This is a genomic window from Streptomyces sp. NPDC051822 (genome assembly GCF_044452745.1).
Taxonomy (GTDB): Bacteria; Actinomycetota; Actinomycetes; order Streptomycetales; family Streptomycetaceae; genus Streptomyces.
Genome location: NZ_JBITBZ010000005.1, coordinates 290,205 through 310,132 on the forward strand (window position 1 = coordinate 290,205; position 19,928 = coordinate 310,132).

Sequence of the window (19,928 nt, forward strand, 5' to 3'; positions counted from 1 at the left end):
CACAAGGCGTCGGAAGGAGCCCAGCGATGCTTGCCCAGGAGGGAAAGCCCCCGAGCGAGGACGAGGACCGCGTCTCCCTGTGGGAGCGGCTCGACCGTCCGGCCCCCGCGCCCCGCGTGACGCTCACCCCCGAGCGGATCGCCACGGCCGCGGTCGGGATCGCCGACGCCGAGGGCATCGACGCCGTCACCATGCGACGCCTGGCCACCGAGCTGGGCGTCGCCCCCATGGCCGCGTACCGCTACGTCTCCGGCAAGGACGAGCTCCTGGAGCTCATGGTCGACTTCGTCTACGCGGAGCTGAAGCTCCCCGACGCCGACGCCGACTGGCGGGAGGCCCTGCGGACGCTCGCCCTGCGCATCCGCGAGGTGCTGCTCACGCACCCCTGGGTGGCCCGGGTGAGCTGGGGCGCGCCGACCCCCCACCAGCTGGCCGTGCCGGAGAGCGCGCTCGCCGCGCTCGACGGCGTCGGTCTCGACGCCGACACGGCGATGGCGGTCTGCACCACCGTCACCGCGTACGTGCACGGCGCCGTCGACCTGGAGATCGGCCAGACGCGGATGCTGCGCGTACGGGGCTGGTCGAGCCGCGAGGAGGCCCGCTCGGGCCTCGCGTCCCAGATGGCCTGGCTCATGAACACCGGCCGCTACCCGAAGTACAACCGGTACATCGGGGAGGCCACCCGCAAGGACGACCTGCAGTGGCAGTTCGAGACCGGCCTGGACTGCGTCCTCGACGGCATCGCGGCGCGTCTGGGCGTCTGACGCCCTCGGGCGCCGGGCACCGCATCGACCCACCGCACCGGGGGAGGTCACGCCCCTCCCCGGCGCGACACGACATCCGGAGGGCCCCATGGCCAGCACCAACCCCGCCGCCACCTCATCCGTCCACGGCCGACGCGGGCTGCCCGCCTGGCTGGCCGTGGTCTGCGCCGCCGTCATCGCCGCCATCGTCAACGTGATCGTGCTCATCGTCGGCGACGCCGCGGGCGCCTCGCTGGTCCTGGAGCTCAACGGCAAGCCGGACGAGATCGGCGCGGCCGACGTCGTCATCATGTCCGTGCTCGCGCCGGCCATCGGCATCGCCGCCTCGCTTCTCATCGCGCGGTGGAAGCCGGGCTTCCTGCGGGTGGCCCAGATCCTGGCCGCCGTCACGACGCTGGTCAGCCTCGTCGGTCCGCTGACCCTGAAGACCGACGGCGGCACCGCGATCACCATCGCCGTGATGCACCTGCTGGTTGGCGGCATCACCGTCGCCGCCCTCGAAGGAGTCCGCCGCGCGAAGGCGTGACGCGGCTCAGCCGAAGAAGACGGCCCTTCCGGACCCGGTCCGGAAGGGCCGTCGTCGTACCCGAACCCGTGAACCGCGAGAAGAGGACGGTCGACCGCATGGCGAAGCAGGACGAGCAGGACGAGTGGGACGCCATCGTCGTCGGCAGCGGCATGGGAGGCCTGGTCTGCGCCGCCTACCTGGCCGCCGCCGGCCGCCGCGTGCTCGTCCTCGAACAGCACGACGTGGCCGGCGGCAACAGCCACGTCTTCCGCCGCCGCAGGGCCTACGAGTTCGACGTCGGCGTCCACTACCTGGGCGACTGCGGCCCGGACGGCGTACTGCCCGCGATCTTCTCCGGACTCGGCCTCGCCGGCCGCGTCACCTACCGCGAGATGGACCGGGACGGATTCGACCGGATCACGCTGCCGGGCCTCACCCTGGACGTCCCGGTCGGCTGGGAGCGGTACACGGAGCGGCTCACCCGGGCGTTCCCGGAGTACGCGGACGGCATCACCCGGTTCACCGGCATCTGCGCCGGCGTCGCGGCGGAGGCCCGCTTCCTGATGCTGTCGGACGGCGACCTGACCGGCACCGAACTCCTCGCCCGTACCGCGGTCACGGTCCGCTGGGGACGCCGTACGCTCGCCGAGCTCTTCGACCACTGCGGACTCCCGCCCCGCGTGCGCACCGTACTGGCCGCCCAGTCCCCCAACTACGGCATGGGACCGCACGAGGCCGTCGTCTCCCGGCACGCCGCCGTCACGGACCACTACCTCCGCGGCGCCTACTACCCCGAGGGCGGCGGCCAGGTCCTCCCGGCCGCGCTCGTCGAGGCCCTCGAAGCGCACGGCGGCGAACTGCGGACCAAGTGCCGGGTGGCGCGCATCCTCGTCGAGGACGGCCGGGTCACCGGCGTGGGGACCACGGACGGCGCACTCCTCAAGGCCCCGCTGGTCGTGTCGAACGCGGACTACACCCGTACCGTCCTCGAACTCGTCGGCGAGGAACACCTCGGCCGCCGCACCGCGGACAAGACCCGGCGGTCACGCATGGCGCTGCCGTTCGCCACGCTCTACCTGGGCCTCGACCGGGAACTGCCCGACCGCCCGAACGCCAACCTGTGGTGGTTCAGGGACGACGACATCGAGACCGCCTACCGGCGCCTCGCCGAGGAGCGCTCCGGCCCGGTGCCCTTCCTCTTCGTCTCCTTCGCCTCCCTGAAGGACCCGGGCGCCCGCAACGTCTGCCCGCCCGGCCACAGCAACCTCCAGGTGATGACGCTCTGCCCGCCCGGCTACGGGTACTGGGGCGCGCAGACCGGCCCGGCGGCCGGCGAGCGCTACCGGCGCAACCAGGGCTACCAGGACCGCAAGGCCCAGCTCACCGAATCCCTCCTCAGCGCGGCCGAGACCGCGCTCGGCCCGCTGCGCGACCACATCACGCACCTGGAGACGGCGACGCCCCTCACCCACGAGCGGTACACCCTCGCCTCCGGCGGAACCCCCTACGGGCTCGCCCGGTGGGGGACCGCGGGCAGCCGCCCCGACACCCGCAGCACCATCGAGGGCCTGCACGTCGTCGGCGCCAGCACCCGGTACGGCAGCGGCATCGCGGGCGCCGCCGTCAGCGGCATGGCCTGCGCCGCGCAGATCCTGGAACGCCGGCTGCTCCCCGAGGTCCACCGGGGCGCGGTCCTCGGCGACCCCGACCTGCTCCCGGGCCGCGCCGCGGACTGGGACCCGCTGGCCGTCTCCCGCGGCGCCCGGCGGCGCGACGCCCGCGGCCTGGCCCGCATCGGCTGACCTGGGAGATCACCGGACCGCTGGTCCGGACGGGTGGTGTTCATCGGAAGAACTGCGCGGCGGCGGCGACGTTCCCCGGAAATCGGAGGCGCATCCACATCATGAGGAAGGTACGAAAAGCGCGCAATCCGAAATGAACCATCCGAGAACGTCACGAAAGTGAGGGGCCATGGCCACCGCCAAGGTCAAGCAGTTCTGGACCGCCTTCATCTCCGTCCTCTTCGCCCTGCTCGCCTCCGTCGGCCTGACGGGCACCGCCGCCGCGGCGAACCGGACGGCCGTGCAGCAGCCCGAGGAGCCGGCCGGTTCCGCCGCCGCCCCCGTCGCCAGGGAGCGCGCCGCCCTCGCCTCCGTACCGGCACAGCGGACACACCGGTGGCCGCTCGCCGGGGACCGCTCCCTGCCGCCCACCATCAAGCAGCGCATCGCCGCCGAGGCCCACGGTTCCTCCCCGGCCGCCCGGCACCGCTCCAAGGCCGGCGTGACCGCCGGCGCCGAGAGCGACGAGCAGGCCGCACTCGCGGCGCCGGCGCTGTCCGCGGCGGCGTAGAGCGCGGGGAGACGACCACGCGTACGTGCTCCCCACGCTCCGGCAGAACCCACACCGCGGTACTCGGCAGAACCCGGCCTCACCGCAGTACCGGCAGGATCCGCAGTACTCAGCAGTACCCAGCCTCACCCACAGTGCTCAGCAGGATCCGGCGTGAACCCGGCAGGACACCGGTCGGTCAGCGGCGACGTTCGTCGCGCTCGGCGGCCTCTTCGGCTGCGGCTGCGGCGTCGGCCTCGGTCTCCTTGGCCTCCACCTCCGGGTCGAGGGGCGATTCCTCACTGTCGTCGACGGACGTCAGTACGGCGCCCTCGTCCACGTCGGTGGGAGCGGGCGGCTCCACCAGCCAGTCGGGATTGGCCTGCTTGTCCCACCACTTCCAGGCGGCGAACGCGCCGCCGGCGAGAATGCCGAGGACCACGAGGCCCTTGGCGAGGCGTCCGGCCCTGGCCCGACGCTCGTGCTTCTTCACGATCTTCCGGATTTCCTTCGGCGTGACCTGACCGCGCAGCGCGGCCATGGCCGCCGTGGAACGCGACCCGGCCTCCACCAGGACGGGACCGGTCGCGGCGACCGCGTGCTCGACACGCGGAACGGTGTAGTCGGCCGCCTGACGGGCGGCCAGGCGGGTCTTGACCGCCGCACGATGTGCGGCCGCGTCGACCCGCGGCGGTACATGCGGTGCGACATACGAGTCGTACTGCGCACGAGCCTGCTTGCGGGCCACGAGCGCGGCCTTGGAGACCTTCGGCGCGATCATCTCGCGCGCCTCGTGGGCGTAGTGCGAGGCCTGGTCCTTGGCCGTCTCGGCATACGGCGCCACCACTTCCGCGGCGTGCATGACACTCTCCTTCGCCGAATCTGTCGCGGCGCGCACGCTGTCCATGCGGGTCACAGGATTCCTCCTCCTCGGTGGCGACGATGTCGGTTTTTCACCTTTCCATCCTTTTCGGAATCATGCCCGCCCGAGCCGGGTCCGGCATGCGGGGCGGGCATCCGGGGCATGCGCCCGGAGCGTGGATCCACGGCATGCGAGGATCGGTCACGCCAGGAACAGACGTGACATGACGCGACATGACGTGGACGGAAGGCGACCGTGGCCGAGCAGTTGTACGCGATCCTCAAGACCAGCCTGGGTGACATCGAGGTGCGGCTGATGCCGTTCCACGCCCCGAAGACGGTCCGGAACTTCGTCGAGCTCGCCACCGGCGGGCGCGAGTGGACGCACCCCGCCACCGGCAAGGTCTCCTCCGACCCGCTCTACGACGGCACGGTCTTCCACCGGGTCATCAAGGGCTTCATGATCCAGGGCGGCGACCCCCTCGGGGACGGCACCGGCGACCCGGGCTACTCCTTCGCCGACGAGTTCCACCCGGAGCTGTTCTTCGACCGCCCCTACCTCCTGGCCATGGCCAACGCGGGCCCGGGCACCAACGGTTCGCAGTTCTTCGTCACCGTCGCCCCCGCCACCTGGCTGAACCGCAAGCACACGATCTTCGGCGAGGTCGCCGACAAGGCGAGCCGCGCGGTCGTGGACGCGATCGCCGCCACGGCGACCGACCCGCACACCGAGCGACCGCTCAAGGACGTCGTCATCGACTCCGTGGTGATCGAGAAGCGCTGAGGTGGAAGGGACGGAACCGCCCGTGGACCAGCGACCCTCCCCGGACCCGGACGCCGGTCCGCCGCGCTGCTACCGCCACCCCGAGGCCGAGACCGGCATCCGCTGCACCCGCTGCGACAAGCCGATCTGCACCCGGTGCATGATCTCCGCCTCGGTCGGCTTCCAGTGCCCCGACTGCGTGCGCAACGGCTCGGGGACCGGCCACGCCGCCGACGCGAACCAGCCCAGGACGCTCGCGGGCGGCAAGGTGGCGAGTGACCAGCACCTGGTCACCAAGATCCTCATCGGCGTCAACCTCGCCGTGTACCTCGCGGTACTGGTCCTCGGCGACCGGCTCGTCGACGAACTGGTGCTCATCGGGTACGCCTTCAGTCCGGCGCTCGGCGAGGTCGTCGGCGTCGCGGACGGCGAGTGGTACCGGCTGCTCACCGCGACCGTCCTCCACCAGGAGGTCTGGCACATCCTCTTCAACGTGCTGGGCCTGTGGGTGATCGGCGGCATCGTCGAGCCCGAGCTGGGCCGGATCCGGTACGCGACCCTGTGCCTGCTCTCCGGTCTCTCCGGCTCCGCGCTGGCCTATCTCGTCGCCGCGCCCAACCAGCCCTCGCTCGGCGCCTCCGGCGTCGTCTACGGCCTGATCGGCGCCTGGGTGGTGCTGGCCCGCCGGCGCCGCCACGACATGCGGCCCGTGGTCCTCTTCGTGGCCCTCTCGCTGCTCATGACGTTCACCCGGCCGGGGATCTCCTGGGAGGCCCATGTCGGCGGTCTGGTCGCGGGCGCCCTCGTGACCTACGTCCTGGTGCACGCGCCGCGGGCCCGCCGGGACCTCGTGCAGTACGGGGCCTGCGGGCTGGTGTTCCTGATCGACCTGGGGATCGTCCTCGCCCGTTCGGCCGCGCTCACCTGAGCGCGGAGGGCTGTGGACGAGCTCTTCTGTGAGCTTTCCCCAGAGTTATCCACAGTGCGTGGCGGGTGCTCCGCCCTCTGTGGGGAAAGACCTCACCCCTCGCCTCTCACCTGGTGTTTCTCCAGGGAGGCGAGGGGTGTCGTGGTTTCCGACGGGGGTGACACCGGTCATACCGGCGTCAACCTCGTGCGAGTTATCCACAGATCTTCGTAAGTTATCCAGTGCTGTGCACAACGCTGTGGATAAGTTCAGGGGAGAGCTTGACGAGGCCCCCGCGAGGGCGCTACATCGCCGCCGTCCCTCTGCGTGGAGCGGCTGCTTCCCCTGTGCGGAGCAGCTACTTCCACTGCGTGGAGACACCGAAGCCGGCCGCGATGAAGCCGAAGCCCACCACGATGTTCCAGTTCCGGATCGACTCCAGCGGCAGGGAACCGTCGGTGACGTAGAAGACCACGATCCACACCAGACCGATGGCGAACAGCGCCAGCATCACAGGCGCCACCCAGCTGCGGTTGGTCAGCTTGATACTGGTGGCCTGCTTCGCCGGCGGGGGCGTGAAGTCGGCCTTCTTGCGGATCCGTGACTTCGGCACGAGGGACTCTCCTGTCGATGCGCTGCGTGACCGCGCAGGGAACTGTGGCTGGCGCCGGGATGTGACGAAGGAGGACGTCTGTGTCCCCCAGGCGTCCGTTAGCGTAGTGGTTCCGCGGCACCGAAGGGGATCAGGGTACGTTGAGCAATTCCGACGGCACTCCCGAAGGGCCGGGCCGCCCCACGAGATGGCGCCCCGTCCGGGTCCTCACCCTTGCCGTTTTCGCCCTCGCAGGCCTGATCTTCGTGACGAGTTTCAACACCGCCAAGGGCACCAACATCCGCACGGACGCCTCTCTCCTGCGGCTTTCCGACCTGATCGAGCAGCGAAGCCACAAGAACGCCGGCCTCGACGAGTCCACGTCCGCCCTCCGCTCCCAGGTCGACTCGCTCGCCGCCCGCGACGACGGATCCACCCGCGCGGAGGACGAGCGACTCGACGCACTGGAGGCGAAGGCGGGCACGACGGAGGTCGACGGCTCCGGCCTCACCGTCACCCTCGACGACGCCCCGCCGAACGCCCAGGCGGCCCCCGGCTACCCCGAACCGCAGGCCAACGACCTCGTCATCCACCAGCAGGACCTCCAGGCCGTCGTCAACGCCCTGTGGCAGGGCGGCGCCGAGGGCATCCGGGTCATGGACCAGCGACTCATCTCCACCAGCGCCGTGCGCTGCGTCGGCAACACCCTGATCCTCCAGGGCCGCGTCTACTCGCCCCCGTACAAGATCACCGCCGTAGGTGACCGGGGAAGGCTGAACAAGGCGCTCGCGAACTCCCCGGCGATCCAGAACTACCAGCTGTACGTGAAGGCGTACGGGCTCGGCTGGAAAGTCGACGAGCACAGGGCGGTGACTCTGCCCGGCTACTCGGGCACAGTGGACCTCCACCACGCGAAGCCGGTGAGCTGACAGCCGGTGAGCAGACCGCCGGTGAGCTGACAGGGGGAGGGCGGCTTGCGGGGCTTGCGTCTCGTCGTGAGGACCCTCAGCGAGCTGTGCCTCACCCTCGGCACCCTGATCGTCCTCTTCGTCGTGTACGTCCTGTACTGGACCGGCGTCCAGGCCGGGAGCGCGAGCGCCGACCAGATCGACACCCTCCAGCGCGCGTGGACGAGCACCCCGGTCGAGCCCCCGCCCGCCCCCGGGAACCCCTCCACGCCCCCGGCGTACGCCCCGGGCAAGGGCATCGCCGTCATGTACGTCCCCCGGCTCGGCAGGGACTGGAGGTGGCCGGTCCTCGAAGGCACCGGCCCGGGCGTCCTCAAGAAGGGCCTCGGCCACTACCCTGCCACCGCCCGGCTCGGCGCCACCGGCAACTTCGCCGTCGCCGGCCACCGCCGCACCCACGGCGACCCCTTCAAGGACTTCCCCCGGCTGCGCGCGGGCGACGCGGTGGTCCTGACCGACGGGACCACCTGGTTCACGTACCGGATCGTCCGCGCGCCCTACCGGACCGTGCCCACCGACGTCGGGGTCGTCGCCCCGCTGCCGACGTCCTTCGGACGGAACCCGGCCGGCTTCGACGGCCCCGGCCGCTACCTCACCCTCACCACCTGCGAGCCCGAGTGGGGCAGCAGCCACCGCCTGATCGCCTGGGCCCACCTCGACGCCACCCGCCCGGTCGCCGACGGCCGTCCACAGGCTTTGGGCAGCTGACCCCTCCCGGCCCCCTCGCCCCGTACTCTGGTCCCCGTAACGAACGGAAGGGGCGGTCGACGTCATGTACGGCTGGATCTGGCGGCATCTGCCGGGCAACGCGTGGGTGCGGGCGCTGCTCTCGATCGTGCTGGTCCTCGCGGTCGTCTACGTCCTCTTCCAGTACGTGTTCCCCTGGGCGGAGCCTCTGCTTCCGTTCAACGATGTGACGGTGGACGGCCAGTGAGCGCGCGAATTCTCGTCGTCGACAACTACGACAGCTTCGTCTTCAACCTCGTTCAGTACCTCTACCAGCTCGGCGCCGAGTGCGAAGTCCTCCGCAACGACGAGGTCGAGCTGAGCCACGCCCAGGACGGCTTCGACGGCGTCCTGCTCTCGCCGGGCCCCGGCGCCCCCGAGCAGGCCGGAGTCTGCATCGACATGGTGCGGCACTGCGCGGACACCGGCGTGCCCGTCTTCGGCGTCTGCCTGGGCATGCAGTCGATGGCCGTGGCGTACGGAGGCGTCGTCGACCGCGCGCCCGAGCTGCTGCACGGCAAGACGTCCCCCGTCACGCACGAGGGCAAGGGCGTCTTCGCCGGTCTGCCCTCGCCGTTCACCGCCACCCGCTACCACTCGCTGGCCGCCGAGCCCGCCGCCCTCCCCGCCGAGCTCGAAGTCACCGCGCGGACCGAGGACGGCATCATCATGGGCCTGCGCCACCGCGAACTGCCCGTCGAAGGCGTCCAGTTCCACCCCGAGTCGGTCCTCACCGAGCACGGGCACCTGATGCTCGCCAACTGGCTGGAGCAGTGCGGCGACAAGGGGGCGGTCGGACGGTCGGCGGGGCTCGCCCCGGTGGTGGGCAAGGCCGTCGCGTGACGACGGGCTCTCCGTGGTTCCGCCCGACGAACGACCCGCCGAACGAGCCGCCGAACCACCCGACGAACACCCCGGCACCGGAGCCGGTACCCGCGGCCCCGTACGCCCCGGCCGACCCGTACGCGCCGGCGGACGCGTACCCCCCGGCCGAGCCGTACGCCCCCGCTGACGCGTACGCGCGAGCCGAGCCGTACGCCCCCGCCGCGGAGCCCTACGCCCCGGCCGAGCCGTACACGTACGAGGCACCCGCCGCCGCCCCCTACGAGGTCGCGGCCCAGGAGAGCCCCTACGCGCCCCCGTACGACCCGTCCGAGTCCGGGGAGCCCCCGGGGCCCTCCCCGGCCGAGACGATGGCTCTCCAGGCCGTAGAGCCGCCTCCCGGGCCCGGAAGGGCCGAGCGCCGCCGCGCCGCCAAGGGCGGCCGGGGCAGGAACCGGGGCGGCGCCGAGCCCGAGACGCCCGCGAGCACCCCGCCGACCCCGCCGCCGGGACGTCCGCTCTCCCGCGTCGAGGCCCGCCAGGCCGCCCGCGCCGCCAAGGACAGCGTCGGCGTCGTCGCCAGCCGCGCCGTCGGCGAACTCTTCATCACCTTCGGCGTCGTGATGCTCCTCTTCGTCACCTACCAGCTGTGGTGGACGAACGTCCTCGCCGGCCAGGAGACCGACCAGGCCAAGGAACAGATCGAGGACACCTGGGCCAAGGGCGACAGCAAGCCGGACACCTTCGAGCCCGGCGAGGGCTTCGCCATCATGTACATCCCCAAGCTGGACGTCGTCGTCCCCGTCGCCGAGGGCATCAACAAGACCAAGGTCCTCGACAAGGGCATGGTCGGCCACTACGCCGACGGCAAGCTGAAGACCGCCATGCCCTCCGACAAGCAGGGCAACTTCGCGGTCGCGGGCCACCGCAACACCCACGGCGAGCCCTTCCGGTACATCAACCGGCTCGAGCCCGGCGACCCGATCGTCGTCGAGACCCAGGACGCCTACTACACCTACGAGATGGCGAGCATCCTGCCGCAGACCTCGCCCTCGAACGTCTCCGTGATCGACCCGGTGCCGAAGGGCTCGGGCTTCACGGAACCCGGCCGGTTCATCACCCTGACCACCTGCACGCCCGAGTTCACCAGCACGTACCGGATGATCGTGTGGGGCAGGCTGGTCGAGGAACGCCCGCGCAGCAAGGGAAAGCCGAAAGCGCTCGTAGGCTGAGACCCGACACCTCCGGACGGGACGACGGGACGAACCTAGTGGCACGCGTGCGTAATCGGATCGCCGGGATCATCAGCCTCTTCGGCGAACTCCTCATCACGGCGGGCGTGGTGCTCGGCCTCTTCGTCGTCTACTCCCTGTGGTGGACCAACGTCCTCGCCGACCGCGCCGCCGACCAGGACGGCGCCCAGGTCCGCGACAACTGGGCCGACGGTCCCGGCGCGCTGGACACCAAGGACGGCATCGGCTTCCTGCACGTGCCGGCCATGGGCGACGACGACATACTGATCAAGCGGGGCACGACCAGCGCGATCCTCAACCACGGCGTCGCCGGCTACTACACGGACCCGATCAAGTCCGCCCTCCCGCAGGACGCGAAGGGCAACTTCACGCTCGCCGCCCACCGGGACGGCCACGGCGCGAAGTTCCACAACATCCACAAGTTGAAGACCGGGGACGCGATCGTCTTCGAGTCCAAGGACACCTGGTACGTCTACAAGGTCTACAAGACCCTCCCGGAGACCACGAAGTACAACGTGGACGTCCTCCAGCCCGTACCGAAGGAGTCCGGCAAGACCAAGCCGGGTCGCTACATCACGCTGACCACCTGCACCCCGATGTACACCTCCGACTACCGCTACATCGTCTGGGGCGAACTGGAGCGCACGGAGAAGGTCGACCGCGACCGCACCCCACCGGCGGAGCTGCGCTGACCCGACCAGGACATCCGGACAGCCGGAGATCCGGACGTCCGGACAGTCGGGCATCCGGACATGGGAGAGCCCCGGCATCCACTGGATGCCGGGGCTCTCCCACGTCCGGAAGGGGTGGGGCTCAGCCGAAGATGCCGCCGTCCCCGCCGTCACCGTTGTTGTCGCCACCGCCGTTGCCGCCACCGCCACCGACGGTGTAGACGCTGATCTCCTGACCGGGAGTGACCATCGAGCCCTCGCCCGGGTTCGTCCCGACGACCAGAGCGTCGTCCTTGTCGGAGCCCACCTGGGTGACCTTCAGGTTCATGGCCTCGAGCTGCGCCTTGACGTCCTTGAACGGCCTGTTGGCGAGCCCCGTCGGGAGCTGGACCTGCTGCGGCTGCTGCGGGCCCTTGGAGACCTTCAGCGTGATCTGGACGTCCTTCGGCTGGTTCGACGGGCCCGCCGGGGTCTGGTCGATCACGGTGCCCGCGGGCTGCTCCGAGTCGACGTCCTCCCTGGACACCTTCGTGAAGCCGAGCTGCGTCAGCTGCTGGACGGCCTGGTCGTAGGTCCGGCCCTTCTGGTCGGGCAGCTCGGACAGCTTCTTCTTCGCGACGGTGATGGTGATCTCGGAGTTCTTCTCCGCCTTGGTGCCGCCGTCCGGGTTCGTCCGCAGGACCGTGCCCGGCTCCTCGTCGGACTCCTCCTGCTCGACCTTGACCTTGAAGCCCTTGGCCTTCAGGCTCTCCTCGGCCCGCTCCTGGGACTGCTCGATGACGTCCGGGACCTCCACGAGCGGAGCACCCTCGGAGACGAACACCTGGACCGTGCCGTCGGTGTCCATCTTCACGTCCGCGGCCGGGTCCTGGCGGCAGATGGCGTCCTTGGGCTGGTCGCAGCGCTCGGTGCCGGCCTGCTGCAGCTTCACGCCGGCGTTGGTCGCGAGATCCGTCGCCGCTTCGACGGTCTGGCCGACCAGCCGCGGCGCGTTGACCTGCCGGGTGCCGTCCTTCTTGTCCATGAGGGAGACGCCGATGAAGATCGCGCCGACGAGCACCAGGATGCCCGCGATGACCAGCAGGATCGTCGAGGTGTTCGACTTCTTCTGGCCGCCGCGACGCCGGTCGGGGCGGTCGTCGTAGCCGTAGCCGCCGTCGTCCGGGTTGATCGGGGGCAGCATCGAGGTCTGGCCGGCCGGGTCGGCCTGGCGCAGCGCCGTGGTCGGCTGGTCCTCCGGCGGGTAGCCGCCGTAGCCACCGCCGTACGCGGGCGCCCCCATGCCCATCCCCATGCCCATGGCGGCGGCGGCCGCGACCGGCTGGCCGTCGAGGCAGGCCTCGATGTCCGCGCGCATCTCGTCGGCGGACTGGTAGCGGTAGTCGGGGTCCTTGACCAGCGCCTTGAGGACGATGGCGTCCATCTCGGGCGTGATCTCGCCGTCGAAGTTGCTCGGCGGCTGCGGCTCCTCGCGGACGTGCTGGTACGCGACCGCGACCGGAGAGTCGCCGATGAACGGGGGCCGGACGGTGAGGAGCTCGTAGAGGAGGCAGCCCGTCGAGTACAGGTCGGAGCGGGCGTCGACCTGCTCGCCCTTGGCCTGCTCGGGGGAGAGGTACTGGGCCGTGCCGATGACCGCGGACGTCTGCGTCATGGTCATGCCCGAGTCGCCCATGGCGCGCGCGATGCCGAAGTCCATGACCTTGACCTGGCCGGTGCGCGTCAGCATGACGTTCGCCGGCTTGATGTCACGGTGCACGATGCCGGCGCGGTGCGAGTACTCCAGCGCCTGGAGGATGCCGACCGTCATCTCGAGCGTGCGCTCGGGCAGCAGCTTGCGCCCGGAGTGAAGCAGCTCACGCAGGGTCGACCCGTCGACGTACTCCATCACGATGTACGGGATGGAGACCCCGTCGACGTAGTCCTCGCCGGTGTCGTAGACCGCGACGATCGCCGGGTGGTTCAGCGAGGCGGCGGACTGTGCCTCACGGCGGAACCGGGCCTGGAAGGACGGATCGCGGGCCAGGTCGGCCCGCAGCGTCTTCACGGCGACGGTGCGGCCGAGCCGGGTGTCCTGTCCGAGGTACACCTCGGCCATGCCACCACGGCCGAGCACCGAGCCCAGCTCGTACCGGCCGCCGAGGCGACGCGGCTCTTCCATAGCTAATCCAGCCCTCTCCGTCTGTCCCGACCGCACCCATGGGTGGTCCGGCGGTGTGTGCTGTTCGCGCATACGGTACCGGCCCCGGGAAGACGATCCACCCGGGGCCGGTAGCTGATACCCGACCGGTACCTGGCAGGTACGGGCCCGGAACGTCAGCCGCGGTTCTTCATGACCGCCTTCATCACGGCCTTCGCGATCGGGGCCGCGAGGCCGCCACCGCTGATGTCCTCGCGGTCGGTGCCCGCCGAGTCCTCGACGATCACGGCGACCGCGACCGGGGAGCCCTCGGCGGTCTTCGCGTACGAGATGAACCACGCGTACGGGCGCTTCGCGTTCTTGTCGCCGTGCTGCGCCGTACCCGTCTTGCCGCCGACCTTCACGCCGTCCATGTTCAGGTCGGCGTTGCCGCCGGTGCCGTTGGTGACGACGCTCTCCATCATCTGCTGGAGGAGCTGCGCGTTCTGCGCGGAGACCGGGCGGCTCATCTCCTCCGGCTCGTTCTGCTTGATGACGTCGAGGTTCGGGGCGCGCAGCTGGTCGATCATGTACGGCTTCATCAGCTTGCCGTCGTTGGCGATCGCCGCCGTGACCATCGCCATCTGGAGCGGGGTGGTCGCGGTGTTGAACTGGCCGATGGAGGAGAGCGCGTTGCCGCCGCGGTCGGCCTTCTTGTCGTAGACGGAGGCGGCGGAGCGGACCGGGGTGAACTGCTCGGCGTTGAAACCGAACTTCTCGGCCATCTCGGTCATCTTCTCGACGCCTACATCGTCGCCGAGCTTCGCGAAGACCGAGTTGCAGGAGATGTCGAGGGCGCGCTTCAGACTGGCGTTGGCGCAGCCCTTGGCGTGGTTCACCATCGGCTTGGTGGAGAGCGGGATCTTCCAGCCCTCGGGAGTGTCGGTCGCCGCATCGATGTCGGTGACCTTGCCGTTCTCGAGGGCGGCGGCGGCGGTGACGACCTTGAAGACGGAGCCGGGCGGGTAGATCTCGCGGATCGCGCGGTTGAGCTTCGGCTTGCTCTTGTCCTTCTCCAGCGCCACCCAGGCCTTCTCGTCCTTGCCGGAGTAGCCGGCGAAGGAGGAGGGGTCGTACGAGGGGGTGGAGGCCAGCGCCAGGATCTTGCCGGTCTTCGGCTCGATGGCGACGACCGCGCCGGTGTTGTCCCCGAGTCCCTCGAAGGCGGCCTTCTGCGCGGCCCCGCTGAGGGTGGTGACGACGTCGCCGCCCTTCTTCTCCTCACCGGTGAACATGGCGAGGGTGCGGTCGAAGAACAGCCGGTCGTCGTTGCCGGTGAGGATGCCGTCCTCGATCTTCTCGATCTGGTTGGCGTCGTAGGCCTGCGAGGCGTAGCCGGTGACCGGGGCCCACATGGGGCCGTCGGTGTAGGTCCGCTTGTACTTGTAGTACGGGTCCTTGGAGTCGGCGGATCCGGTGATCGGCTTGCCGTCCACGATGATGTTGCCGCGCTGGTTGGCGTACCGCTCGATCTGCACGCGCTTGTTGCTCGAGTGGGTGTTCAGCTCGTCGGCGCGGACGTACTGGAGCCAGTTGTCGCGCAGGAGCAGGGCGAGGATGAGCAGGCCGCAGAAGATCGCGACCCGGCGCAGCGGCTTGTTCACGGACGGACCACCTGGGTCATCTCGGCATCGGGGGACGGGGCGGGCGCGGGCGCGGGACGGCGCGCCGTGTCGCTGATCCGGATCAGGATGCCGACCAGGGCCCAGTTGGCGATCACGGAGGATCCGCCGTACGCGAGGAACGGCATCGTCATACCGGTGAGCGGGATGAGGCCCATCACGCCGCCGGCGACGACGAAGATCTGGAGCGCGAAGGCGCCGGAGAGGCCCATCGCGAGCAGCTTGCCGAAGGGGTCACGGGCGGCGAGGGCGGTGCGGACACCGCGCTCGACGATCAGCCCGTAGAGGAGCAGGAAGACCATCACACCGGTGAGGCCGAGTTCCTCGCCGACGGTGGCGAAGATGAAGTCGGAGTTGGCGGCGAAGCCGATGAGGTCCGAGTTGCCCTGGCCGAGGCCGGTGCCGAGGATGCCGCCGGAGCCGAAGGACATCAGTACTTCGGTCATCTGGTCACAGGCGTTGACCTTGTCCGCGCAGGAGAAGGGGTCGGCCCAGGCGTCGACACGGGCCTGGACGTGGCTCGCGAAGGATGCCACACCCACCGCACCCGCGATGGACATCAGCAGACCCATGACGATCCAGCTGGTCCGCTCCGTCGCCACGTACAGCATGATCACGAACATGCCGAAGAACAGCAGCGACGTACCGAGGTCGTTCTCGAAGATCAGGATGAGGAGGCTGACGGCCCAGATCGTCAGGATCGGGCCGAGGTCACGGCCACGGGGCAGGTAGAGCCCCATGAAGCGGCGGCTGGCCAGAGCCAGGGCGTCCCGCTTCACCATGAGGTAGCCGGAGAAGAACACCGCCAGCACGATCTTGGCGAACTCACCGGGCTGGATGGAGAAGCCGGCGATGTTGATCCAGATCTTGGCACCGAAGACCGGACTTCCGAGCCCCGGGACGAGCGGCAGCAGCAGCAGGACGAGCGCCACCACCATGGAGATGTACGTGTACCGCTGAAGGACCCGGTGGTCCTTCAGCAGCAGCAGCACGCCCACGAACATGGCGATGCCGATCGCCGAGTACATCATCTGCTTCGGGGCGTCCGGGCTGAAGCTGCCGAAGTCGTTGATCGACTTGGCGATCAGCCGCGGCGACTGGTCCAGCCGCCAGATCAGCACCAGGCCCATGCCGTTGAGCAGGGTCGCGAGGGGCAGCAGCAGCGGGTCCGAGTACGGGGCCCACTTCCGCACCACGAGGTGCGCGACGCCCGCGAGCAGGGCGAGGCCCAGCCCGTACCCGGCCATGCCGGCCGGGACCTTGCCGTCGATGGCCAGGCCCACGTTGAGGTACGCGAACACCGGGATGACGACGGCGAACGCGAGCAGCGCCAGCTCGGTGTTGCGGCGGCTCGGCGCCTCGATCGCGCCGATGGTGGTCGTGTTGGTGACAACGCTCATGGTGGTGAAAGGCCCCCTACGGGTGCTTACTGCTTGCCGCAGTTCGAGGCCAGCTTCTGCTCCTCCGCGGTGAGGGTGGGACCCGGGGACGGAGCGGCTGTGGTGGGCTTGGGGTCAGGGGTGGCGGTCTCGCCGGGCTTCGGGGTCGCCGGCGGCTTGCTCGCCTGGTCGGCGGCCTTCTCGGCGGCCGCACGGCGCTGCTCGGTCTTCTTGCAGGCCGAGGCCTGCGCCGCCAGCTCGGCGATCTTCGTCTCGGCCTTGCCGAGGCTGCCGCCCGTGATGGTGTCCTCGACCTGCTTCCGCTGGTAGGCGGGGAGGTACTTGAGTTCGATCTCGGGGTGGTCCTTCTGGACCTTCGAGAGCGAGACCCAGGCCAGGTCCTGGCTGATGCCCTGGTACAGCGCCACGTGCTGGTCCTTGGACCCGACGTAGTACTGGGTCTGCGTCCAGCGCCAGCCGCCGTAGGCGCCGCCGCCGAGGACGGCGAGGGCGAGGACGAGGAGGAAGGAGCGCTTCAGCCACTTGCGGCCGGTGCGCGGCTTCACGAAGTCGTCGTCCGTGTACGACTCGAAGGAACCCTGCGGGGGCATGCCGCCGTAGCCGTGGCCGTCGCCGCTGCCGGGCGGGCCGAAGCCACCGGCGGGCGGCTGCTGGTGCGGGGCAGGGCGGCCGAGCCCGGAGGCGCGGCCGGCCGGGGTCTGCATCGCCCCGCCGTCGTTCAGCTGGGCCTGGTTCTCGGCGACCGCGCCCACGATGACCGGGGTGTCGCTGAGGTGACCCGCGAGGGTGTCGCCGCCGTCGACGTCGAGGACGTCGGCGACGATCACCGTGATGTTGTCGGGGCCGCCGCCGCGCAGCGCGAGCTGGATCAGCTCCTGCACGGTCTCCTGCGGGCCCTGGTAGCTGGCGAGGGTGTCCTCGAGCGTCTGGTGCGAGACCACGCCGGACAGGCCGTCGGAGCAGATCAGGTACCGGTCGCCGGAGCGGACCTCGCGGATGGAGAGGTCGGGTTCGACGTGGTCACCGCTGCCGAGCGCGCGCATGAGGAGCGAGCGCTGCGGGTGGGTGGTGGCCTCTTCCTCGGTGATCCGGCCCTCGTCGACGAGCCGCTGGACCCAGGTGTGGTCCTGCGTGATCTGGGTGAGGACACCGTCGCGGAGCAGGTACGCGCGGGAGTCGCCGACGTGCACGAGGCCGAGACGCTGACCGGTCCACAGCAGGGCGGTGAGCGTGGTGCCCATGCCTTCGAGCTGCGGGTCCTCCTCGACCATCATGCGCAGTTGGTCGTTGGCGCGCTGCACCGCCGTACCGAGCGAGGTGAGGATGTCGGAGCCGGGGACGTCGTCGTCCAGCGTGACGAGGGTGGAGATCACCTCCGAGGAGGCGACCTCGCCGGCGGCCTGGCCGCCCATGCCGTCGGCGATGGCGAGCAGCCGGGGACCGGCGTAGCCGGAGTCCTCGTTGCCCTCGCGGATCATGCCCTTGTGGGAGCCCGCGGCGAATCGCAGGGACAGACTCATGCGCACCTGCCCTGTCGCCGCTGCTTCGGGGTACGGCCGGTCTCGACCCACACTGCCCACCCTCCGGTCGCTCCGGTCACGCCGGTCGCCTCAGTCGCTCCGGTCGGGAGCGCGGCACGGCCTTTGGCGGGGACCGTCCCGTCTCGCTCGCTCCGCTCGCGCCTATTCATGATGTAGCACTACTTCCGCAGCTCGATGACGGTCTTGCCGATGCGGATCGGCGCGCCCAGCGGAATGGGTGTGGCGGTGGTGAGGCGGGTCCGGTCGAGATACGTGCCGTTGGTGGACCCGAGATCCTCGACGATCCACTGGCCGTCCCGGTCGGGGTAGATCCGGGCGTGCCGGCTCGACGCGTAGTCGTCGTCGAGGACGATCGTGGAGTCGTGCGCCCGGCCCAGCGTGATCGTCTGGCCCTGGAGGGCGACGGTCGTGCCGGTGAGGGTGCCCTCGGACACGACCAGCTTGGTCGGGGCGCCGCGGCGCTGCCGCCCGCCCCCGCCCGTGTTCTGCTGGCCGCGCTGCTGCGGTGGCGCGGCGGCCTGCCGCGCCTGCTGTTGCTGCGGTCGCGCCTCCTGGCGCCGCGAACCGCGCTGGGTCACCCGCGTACCGAAGAGGTCGCTGCGGATGACCTGGACGGCCACGATGACGAACAGCCACAGAACGGCCAGGAAACCCAACCGCATGACCGTCAGGGTCAGCTCTGACATTGCCCCCGCTTCACCCTTCGGCTTGCCGGTAAACGATGGTGGTGCTGCCCACGACGATCCGCGAGCCGTCGCGGAGCGTAGCGCGGGTGGTGTGCTGCCCGTCCACCACGATGCCGTTGGTGGATCCCAGATCCTGGATCGTCGAGGGCGTTCCGGTCCGGATCTCGCAGTGCCGGCGGGAGACGCCGGGATCGTCGATCCTCACGTCCGCGTCGGTGCTGCGGCCGAGGACCAGGGTCGGGCGGGAGATCTGGTGGCGGGTGCCGTTGATCTCGATCCAGTGGCGGACATGGGTGCCCGCTCCGCCGTGCGTACCGGGGCCGGGGGCCGCCGGACGAGGCGCCGCCTGCGGCCGGTGGCCGGGGGCGCCGGGAGGCGGGGCGGCGGGCATGGGCGGGGCGCCGGCCGGGGGGTACCCGTAGCCGCCGCGGCCCTGTGCCTGGCCCTGCTGCTGGTGGTGCTGCGGTCCGCCCGCGGGCGGCTGCGGCTGTGACGTACTCGACGCCAGTGTGCGGCTGCGTACGCGGTACAGGCCGGTGTCGAGGTCCTCGGCCTTCTCCAGGTTGACCTTGATCGGCCCCATGAAGGTGTACCGCTGCTGCTTCGCGTAGTCCCTGACCAGGCCGGCGAGCTCGTCGCCGAGCTGGCCCGAGTAGGGGCTGAGGCGCTCGTAGTCGGGCGTGCTCAGTTCCACGATGAAGTCGTTGGGGACGACGGTCCGCTCGCGGTTCCAGATCTGCGCGTTGTTGTCGCACTCGCGCTGGAGCGCGCCGGCGATCTCGACCGGCTGGACCTCGGACTTGAAGACCTTGGCGAAGGTGCCGTTGACCAGACCTTCGAGACGCTGCTCGAAACGCTTCATGACTCCCATGGGGCACCTCCTCGGTCGTTGTCGTCCTGGTACTGCTTACTGATCGTATCCACGCGTCGGGAAATCGGCTGGTTCCCCTTCCCTGCCCTGTGGACGAGTGTCACACCTCTCACAGGCTTTCCCCACGGATCGTAGAGGCGGCCTGTGGACAGTGTCCCGCACCCGGCTGTGCGAGCGGGGGCGCGGTGCCGGGTCGGCGGGCGGTCCGTCCCCTTCCTCCCCCTTCTCCTCCCCCGCCGCCTCCCCCTCGGCCGCCGTCTCTCCGCCGTCTCTCCCCCCGGTCCCGCTCCTCCGTCCCCACCCGCTCCTTCCCTCCTGCCCGTTTCCGTCCTTCCATCCCTCCCTCACCTTGGTCTGCCCGAGCGGAGCCGAAACAACGGATGTGAATCCACGGTCTGCGACGTGCTAATCTTCTGATGTCGCCAGGCGCTCGCACCGCAAGTGAGAGAGCCCGGAGCACACC

The 19,928-nt window shown here is 70.3% G+C and carries 20 protein-coding genes; 12 read left to right on the forward strand and 8 right to left on the reverse strand.

Annotated elements, in window-relative coordinates:
- Positions 1–26 precede the first annotated feature (26 nt).
- The 4 genes from ACIA8N_RS18740 to ACIA8N_RS18755 all read left to right on the forward strand — a co-directional run bounded on the left by ACIA8N_RS18740 (position 27) and on the right by ACIA8N_RS18755 (position 3,624).
- A complete protein-coding gene (locus tag ACIA8N_RS18740) occupies positions 27–764 on the forward strand; it encodes a TetR/AcrR family transcriptional regulator (protein WP_365776762.1) in 738 nt (245 codons plus the stop codon).
- A gap of 88 nt (positions 765–852) precedes the next feature.
- On the forward strand, positions 853–1,290 hold the full coding sequence (locus ACIA8N_RS18745) for a DUF6069 family protein (protein ID WP_365776764.1): 438 nt from the start codon (positions 853–855) through the stop codon (positions 1,288–1,290).
- Positions 1,291–1,388: 98 nt separating this feature from the next.
- Positions 1,389–3,074 (forward strand): NAD(P)/FAD-dependent oxidoreductase, encoded by a 1,686-nt coding sequence (locus tag ACIA8N_RS18750; RefSeq protein ID WP_365776766.1) that lies wholly within the window; start codon positions 1,389–1,391, stop codon positions 3,072–3,074.
- A 169-nt stretch (positions 3,075–3,243) separates the two neighbouring features.
- Positions 3,244–3,624: a DUF6344 domain-containing protein gene (locus tag ACIA8N_RS18755; protein ID WP_365776768.1), complete on the forward strand. Its 381-nt coding sequence runs from the start codon at positions 3,244–3,246 to the stop codon at positions 3,622–3,624.
- A gap of 178 nt (positions 3,625–3,802) precedes the next feature.
- On the opposite strand, the gene ACIA8N_RS18760 is transcribed toward ACIA8N_RS18755, so the two are convergent.
- Positions 3,803–4,519, reverse strand: coding sequence for a DUF5324 family protein (locus ACIA8N_RS18760; RefSeq protein WP_365776770.1), 717 nt, complete (start codon positions 4,517–4,519; stop codon positions 3,803–3,805).
- Between the two features lie 201 nt (positions 4,520–4,720).
- On the opposite strand from ACIA8N_RS18760, the gene ACIA8N_RS18765 reads away from it, so the two are divergent.
- Both ACIA8N_RS18765 and ACIA8N_RS18770 read left to right on the forward strand, forming a co-directional pair.
- The gene (locus ACIA8N_RS18765) at positions 4,721–5,248 is read left to right on the forward strand and encodes a peptidylprolyl isomerase (protein WP_030549806.1); all 528 of its coding nucleotides are present in this window, start codon (positions 4,721–4,723) and stop codon (positions 5,246–5,248) included.
- Positions 5,249–5,270: 22 nt separating this feature from the next.
- On the forward strand, positions 5,271–6,155 hold the full coding sequence (locus ACIA8N_RS18770) for a rhomboid family intramembrane serine protease (protein ID WP_365776772.1): 885 nt from the start codon (positions 5,271–5,273) through the stop codon (positions 6,153–6,155).
- 337 nt (positions 6,156–6,492) lie between these two features.
- On the opposite strand, the gene crgA is transcribed toward ACIA8N_RS18770, so the two are convergent.
- Complete coding sequence (gene crgA / locus ACIA8N_RS18775) at positions 6,493–6,747, reverse strand: cell division protein CrgA (RefSeq protein WP_030205181.1); 255 nt, start codon at positions 6,745–6,747, stop codon at positions 6,493–6,495.
- 140 nt (positions 6,748–6,887) lie between these two features.
- On the opposite strand from crgA, the gene ACIA8N_RS18780 reads away from it, so the two are divergent.
- The 6 genes from ACIA8N_RS18780 (at position 6,888) to ACIA8N_RS18805 (ending at position 11,187) form a co-directional block, all read left to right on the forward strand.
- Positions 6,888–7,655, forward strand: a complete 768-nt coding sequence (locus tag ACIA8N_RS18780) for a DUF881 domain-containing protein (RefSeq protein ID WP_365776774.1) — start codon at positions 6,888–6,890, stop codon at positions 7,653–7,655.
- A 54-nt stretch (positions 7,656–7,709) separates the two neighbouring features.
- On the forward strand, positions 7,710–8,402 hold the full coding sequence (locus ACIA8N_RS18785; protein WP_365776776.1) for a class E sortase: 693 nt from the start codon (positions 7,710–7,712) through the stop codon (positions 8,400–8,402).
- 64 nt (positions 8,403–8,466) lie between these two features.
- Complete coding sequence (locus ACIA8N_RS18790) at positions 8,467–8,628, forward strand: hypothetical protein (protein ID WP_017240377.1); 162 nt, start codon at positions 8,467–8,469, stop codon at positions 8,626–8,628.
- A complete protein-coding gene (locus ACIA8N_RS18795; protein ID WP_365776778.1) occupies positions 8,625–9,263 on the forward strand; it encodes an aminodeoxychorismate/anthranilate synthase component II in 639 nt (212 codons plus the stop codon). The genes ACIA8N_RS18790 and ACIA8N_RS18795 overlap by 4 nt, the downstream gene beginning before the upstream one ends.
- Positions 9,260–10,474 (forward strand): class E sortase, encoded by a 1,215-nt coding sequence (locus ACIA8N_RS18800; protein WP_365776780.1) that lies wholly within the window; start codon positions 9,260–9,262, stop codon positions 10,472–10,474. The genes ACIA8N_RS18795 and ACIA8N_RS18800 overlap by 4 nt, the downstream gene beginning before the upstream one ends.
- 38 nt (positions 10,475–10,512) lie before the next feature.
- A complete protein-coding gene (locus ACIA8N_RS18805; protein WP_030549812.1) occupies positions 10,513–11,187 on the forward strand; it encodes a class E sortase in 675 nt (224 codons plus the stop codon).
- 121 nt (positions 11,188–11,308) lie between these two features.
- Here ACIA8N_RS18805 and pknB read toward each other — a convergent pair whose 3' ends face one another.
- The 6 genes from pknB to ACIA8N_RS18835 all read right to left on the reverse strand — a co-directional run bounded on the left by pknB (position 11,309) and on the right by ACIA8N_RS18835 (position 19,465).
- On the reverse strand, positions 11,309–13,327 hold the full coding sequence (gene pknB, locus ACIA8N_RS18810; protein WP_365776782.1) for a Stk1 family PASTA domain-containing Ser/Thr kinase: 2,019 nt from the start codon (positions 13,325–13,327) through the stop codon (positions 11,309–11,311).
- A 155-nt stretch (positions 13,328–13,482) separates the two neighbouring features.
- The gene (locus ACIA8N_RS18815) at positions 13,483–14,949 is read right to left on the reverse strand and encodes a penicillin-binding transpeptidase domain-containing protein (RefSeq protein ID WP_365776784.1); all 1,467 of its coding nucleotides are present in this window, start codon (positions 14,947–14,949) and stop codon (positions 13,483–13,485) included.
- Positions 14,946–16,367, reverse strand: coding sequence for an FtsW/RodA/SpoVE family cell cycle protein (locus ACIA8N_RS18820; protein WP_365776786.1), 1,422 nt, complete (start codon positions 16,365–16,367; stop codon positions 14,946–14,948). The genes ACIA8N_RS18815 and ACIA8N_RS18820 overlap by 4 nt, the downstream gene beginning before the upstream one ends.
- Positions 16,368–16,393: 26 nt before the next feature.
- Positions 16,394–17,887, reverse strand: a complete 1,494-nt coding sequence (locus ACIA8N_RS18825) for a Stp1/IreP family PP2C-type Ser/Thr phosphatase (protein WP_030549816.1) — start codon at positions 17,885–17,887, stop codon at positions 16,394–16,396.
- Between the two features lie 179 nt (positions 17,888–18,066).
- Positions 18,067–18,594: an FHA domain-containing protein gene (locus ACIA8N_RS18830; protein WP_030205213.1), complete on the reverse strand. Its 528-nt coding sequence runs from the start codon at positions 18,592–18,594 to the stop codon at positions 18,067–18,069.
- A gap of 10 nt (positions 18,595–18,604) precedes the next feature.
- The gene (locus ACIA8N_RS18835; protein ID WP_030205215.1) at positions 18,605–19,465 is read right to left on the reverse strand and encodes a DUF3662 and FHA domain-containing protein; all 861 of its coding nucleotides are present in this window, start codon (positions 19,463–19,465) and stop codon (positions 18,605–18,607) included.
- Between the last annotated feature and the right edge of the window lie 463 nt (positions 19,466–19,928).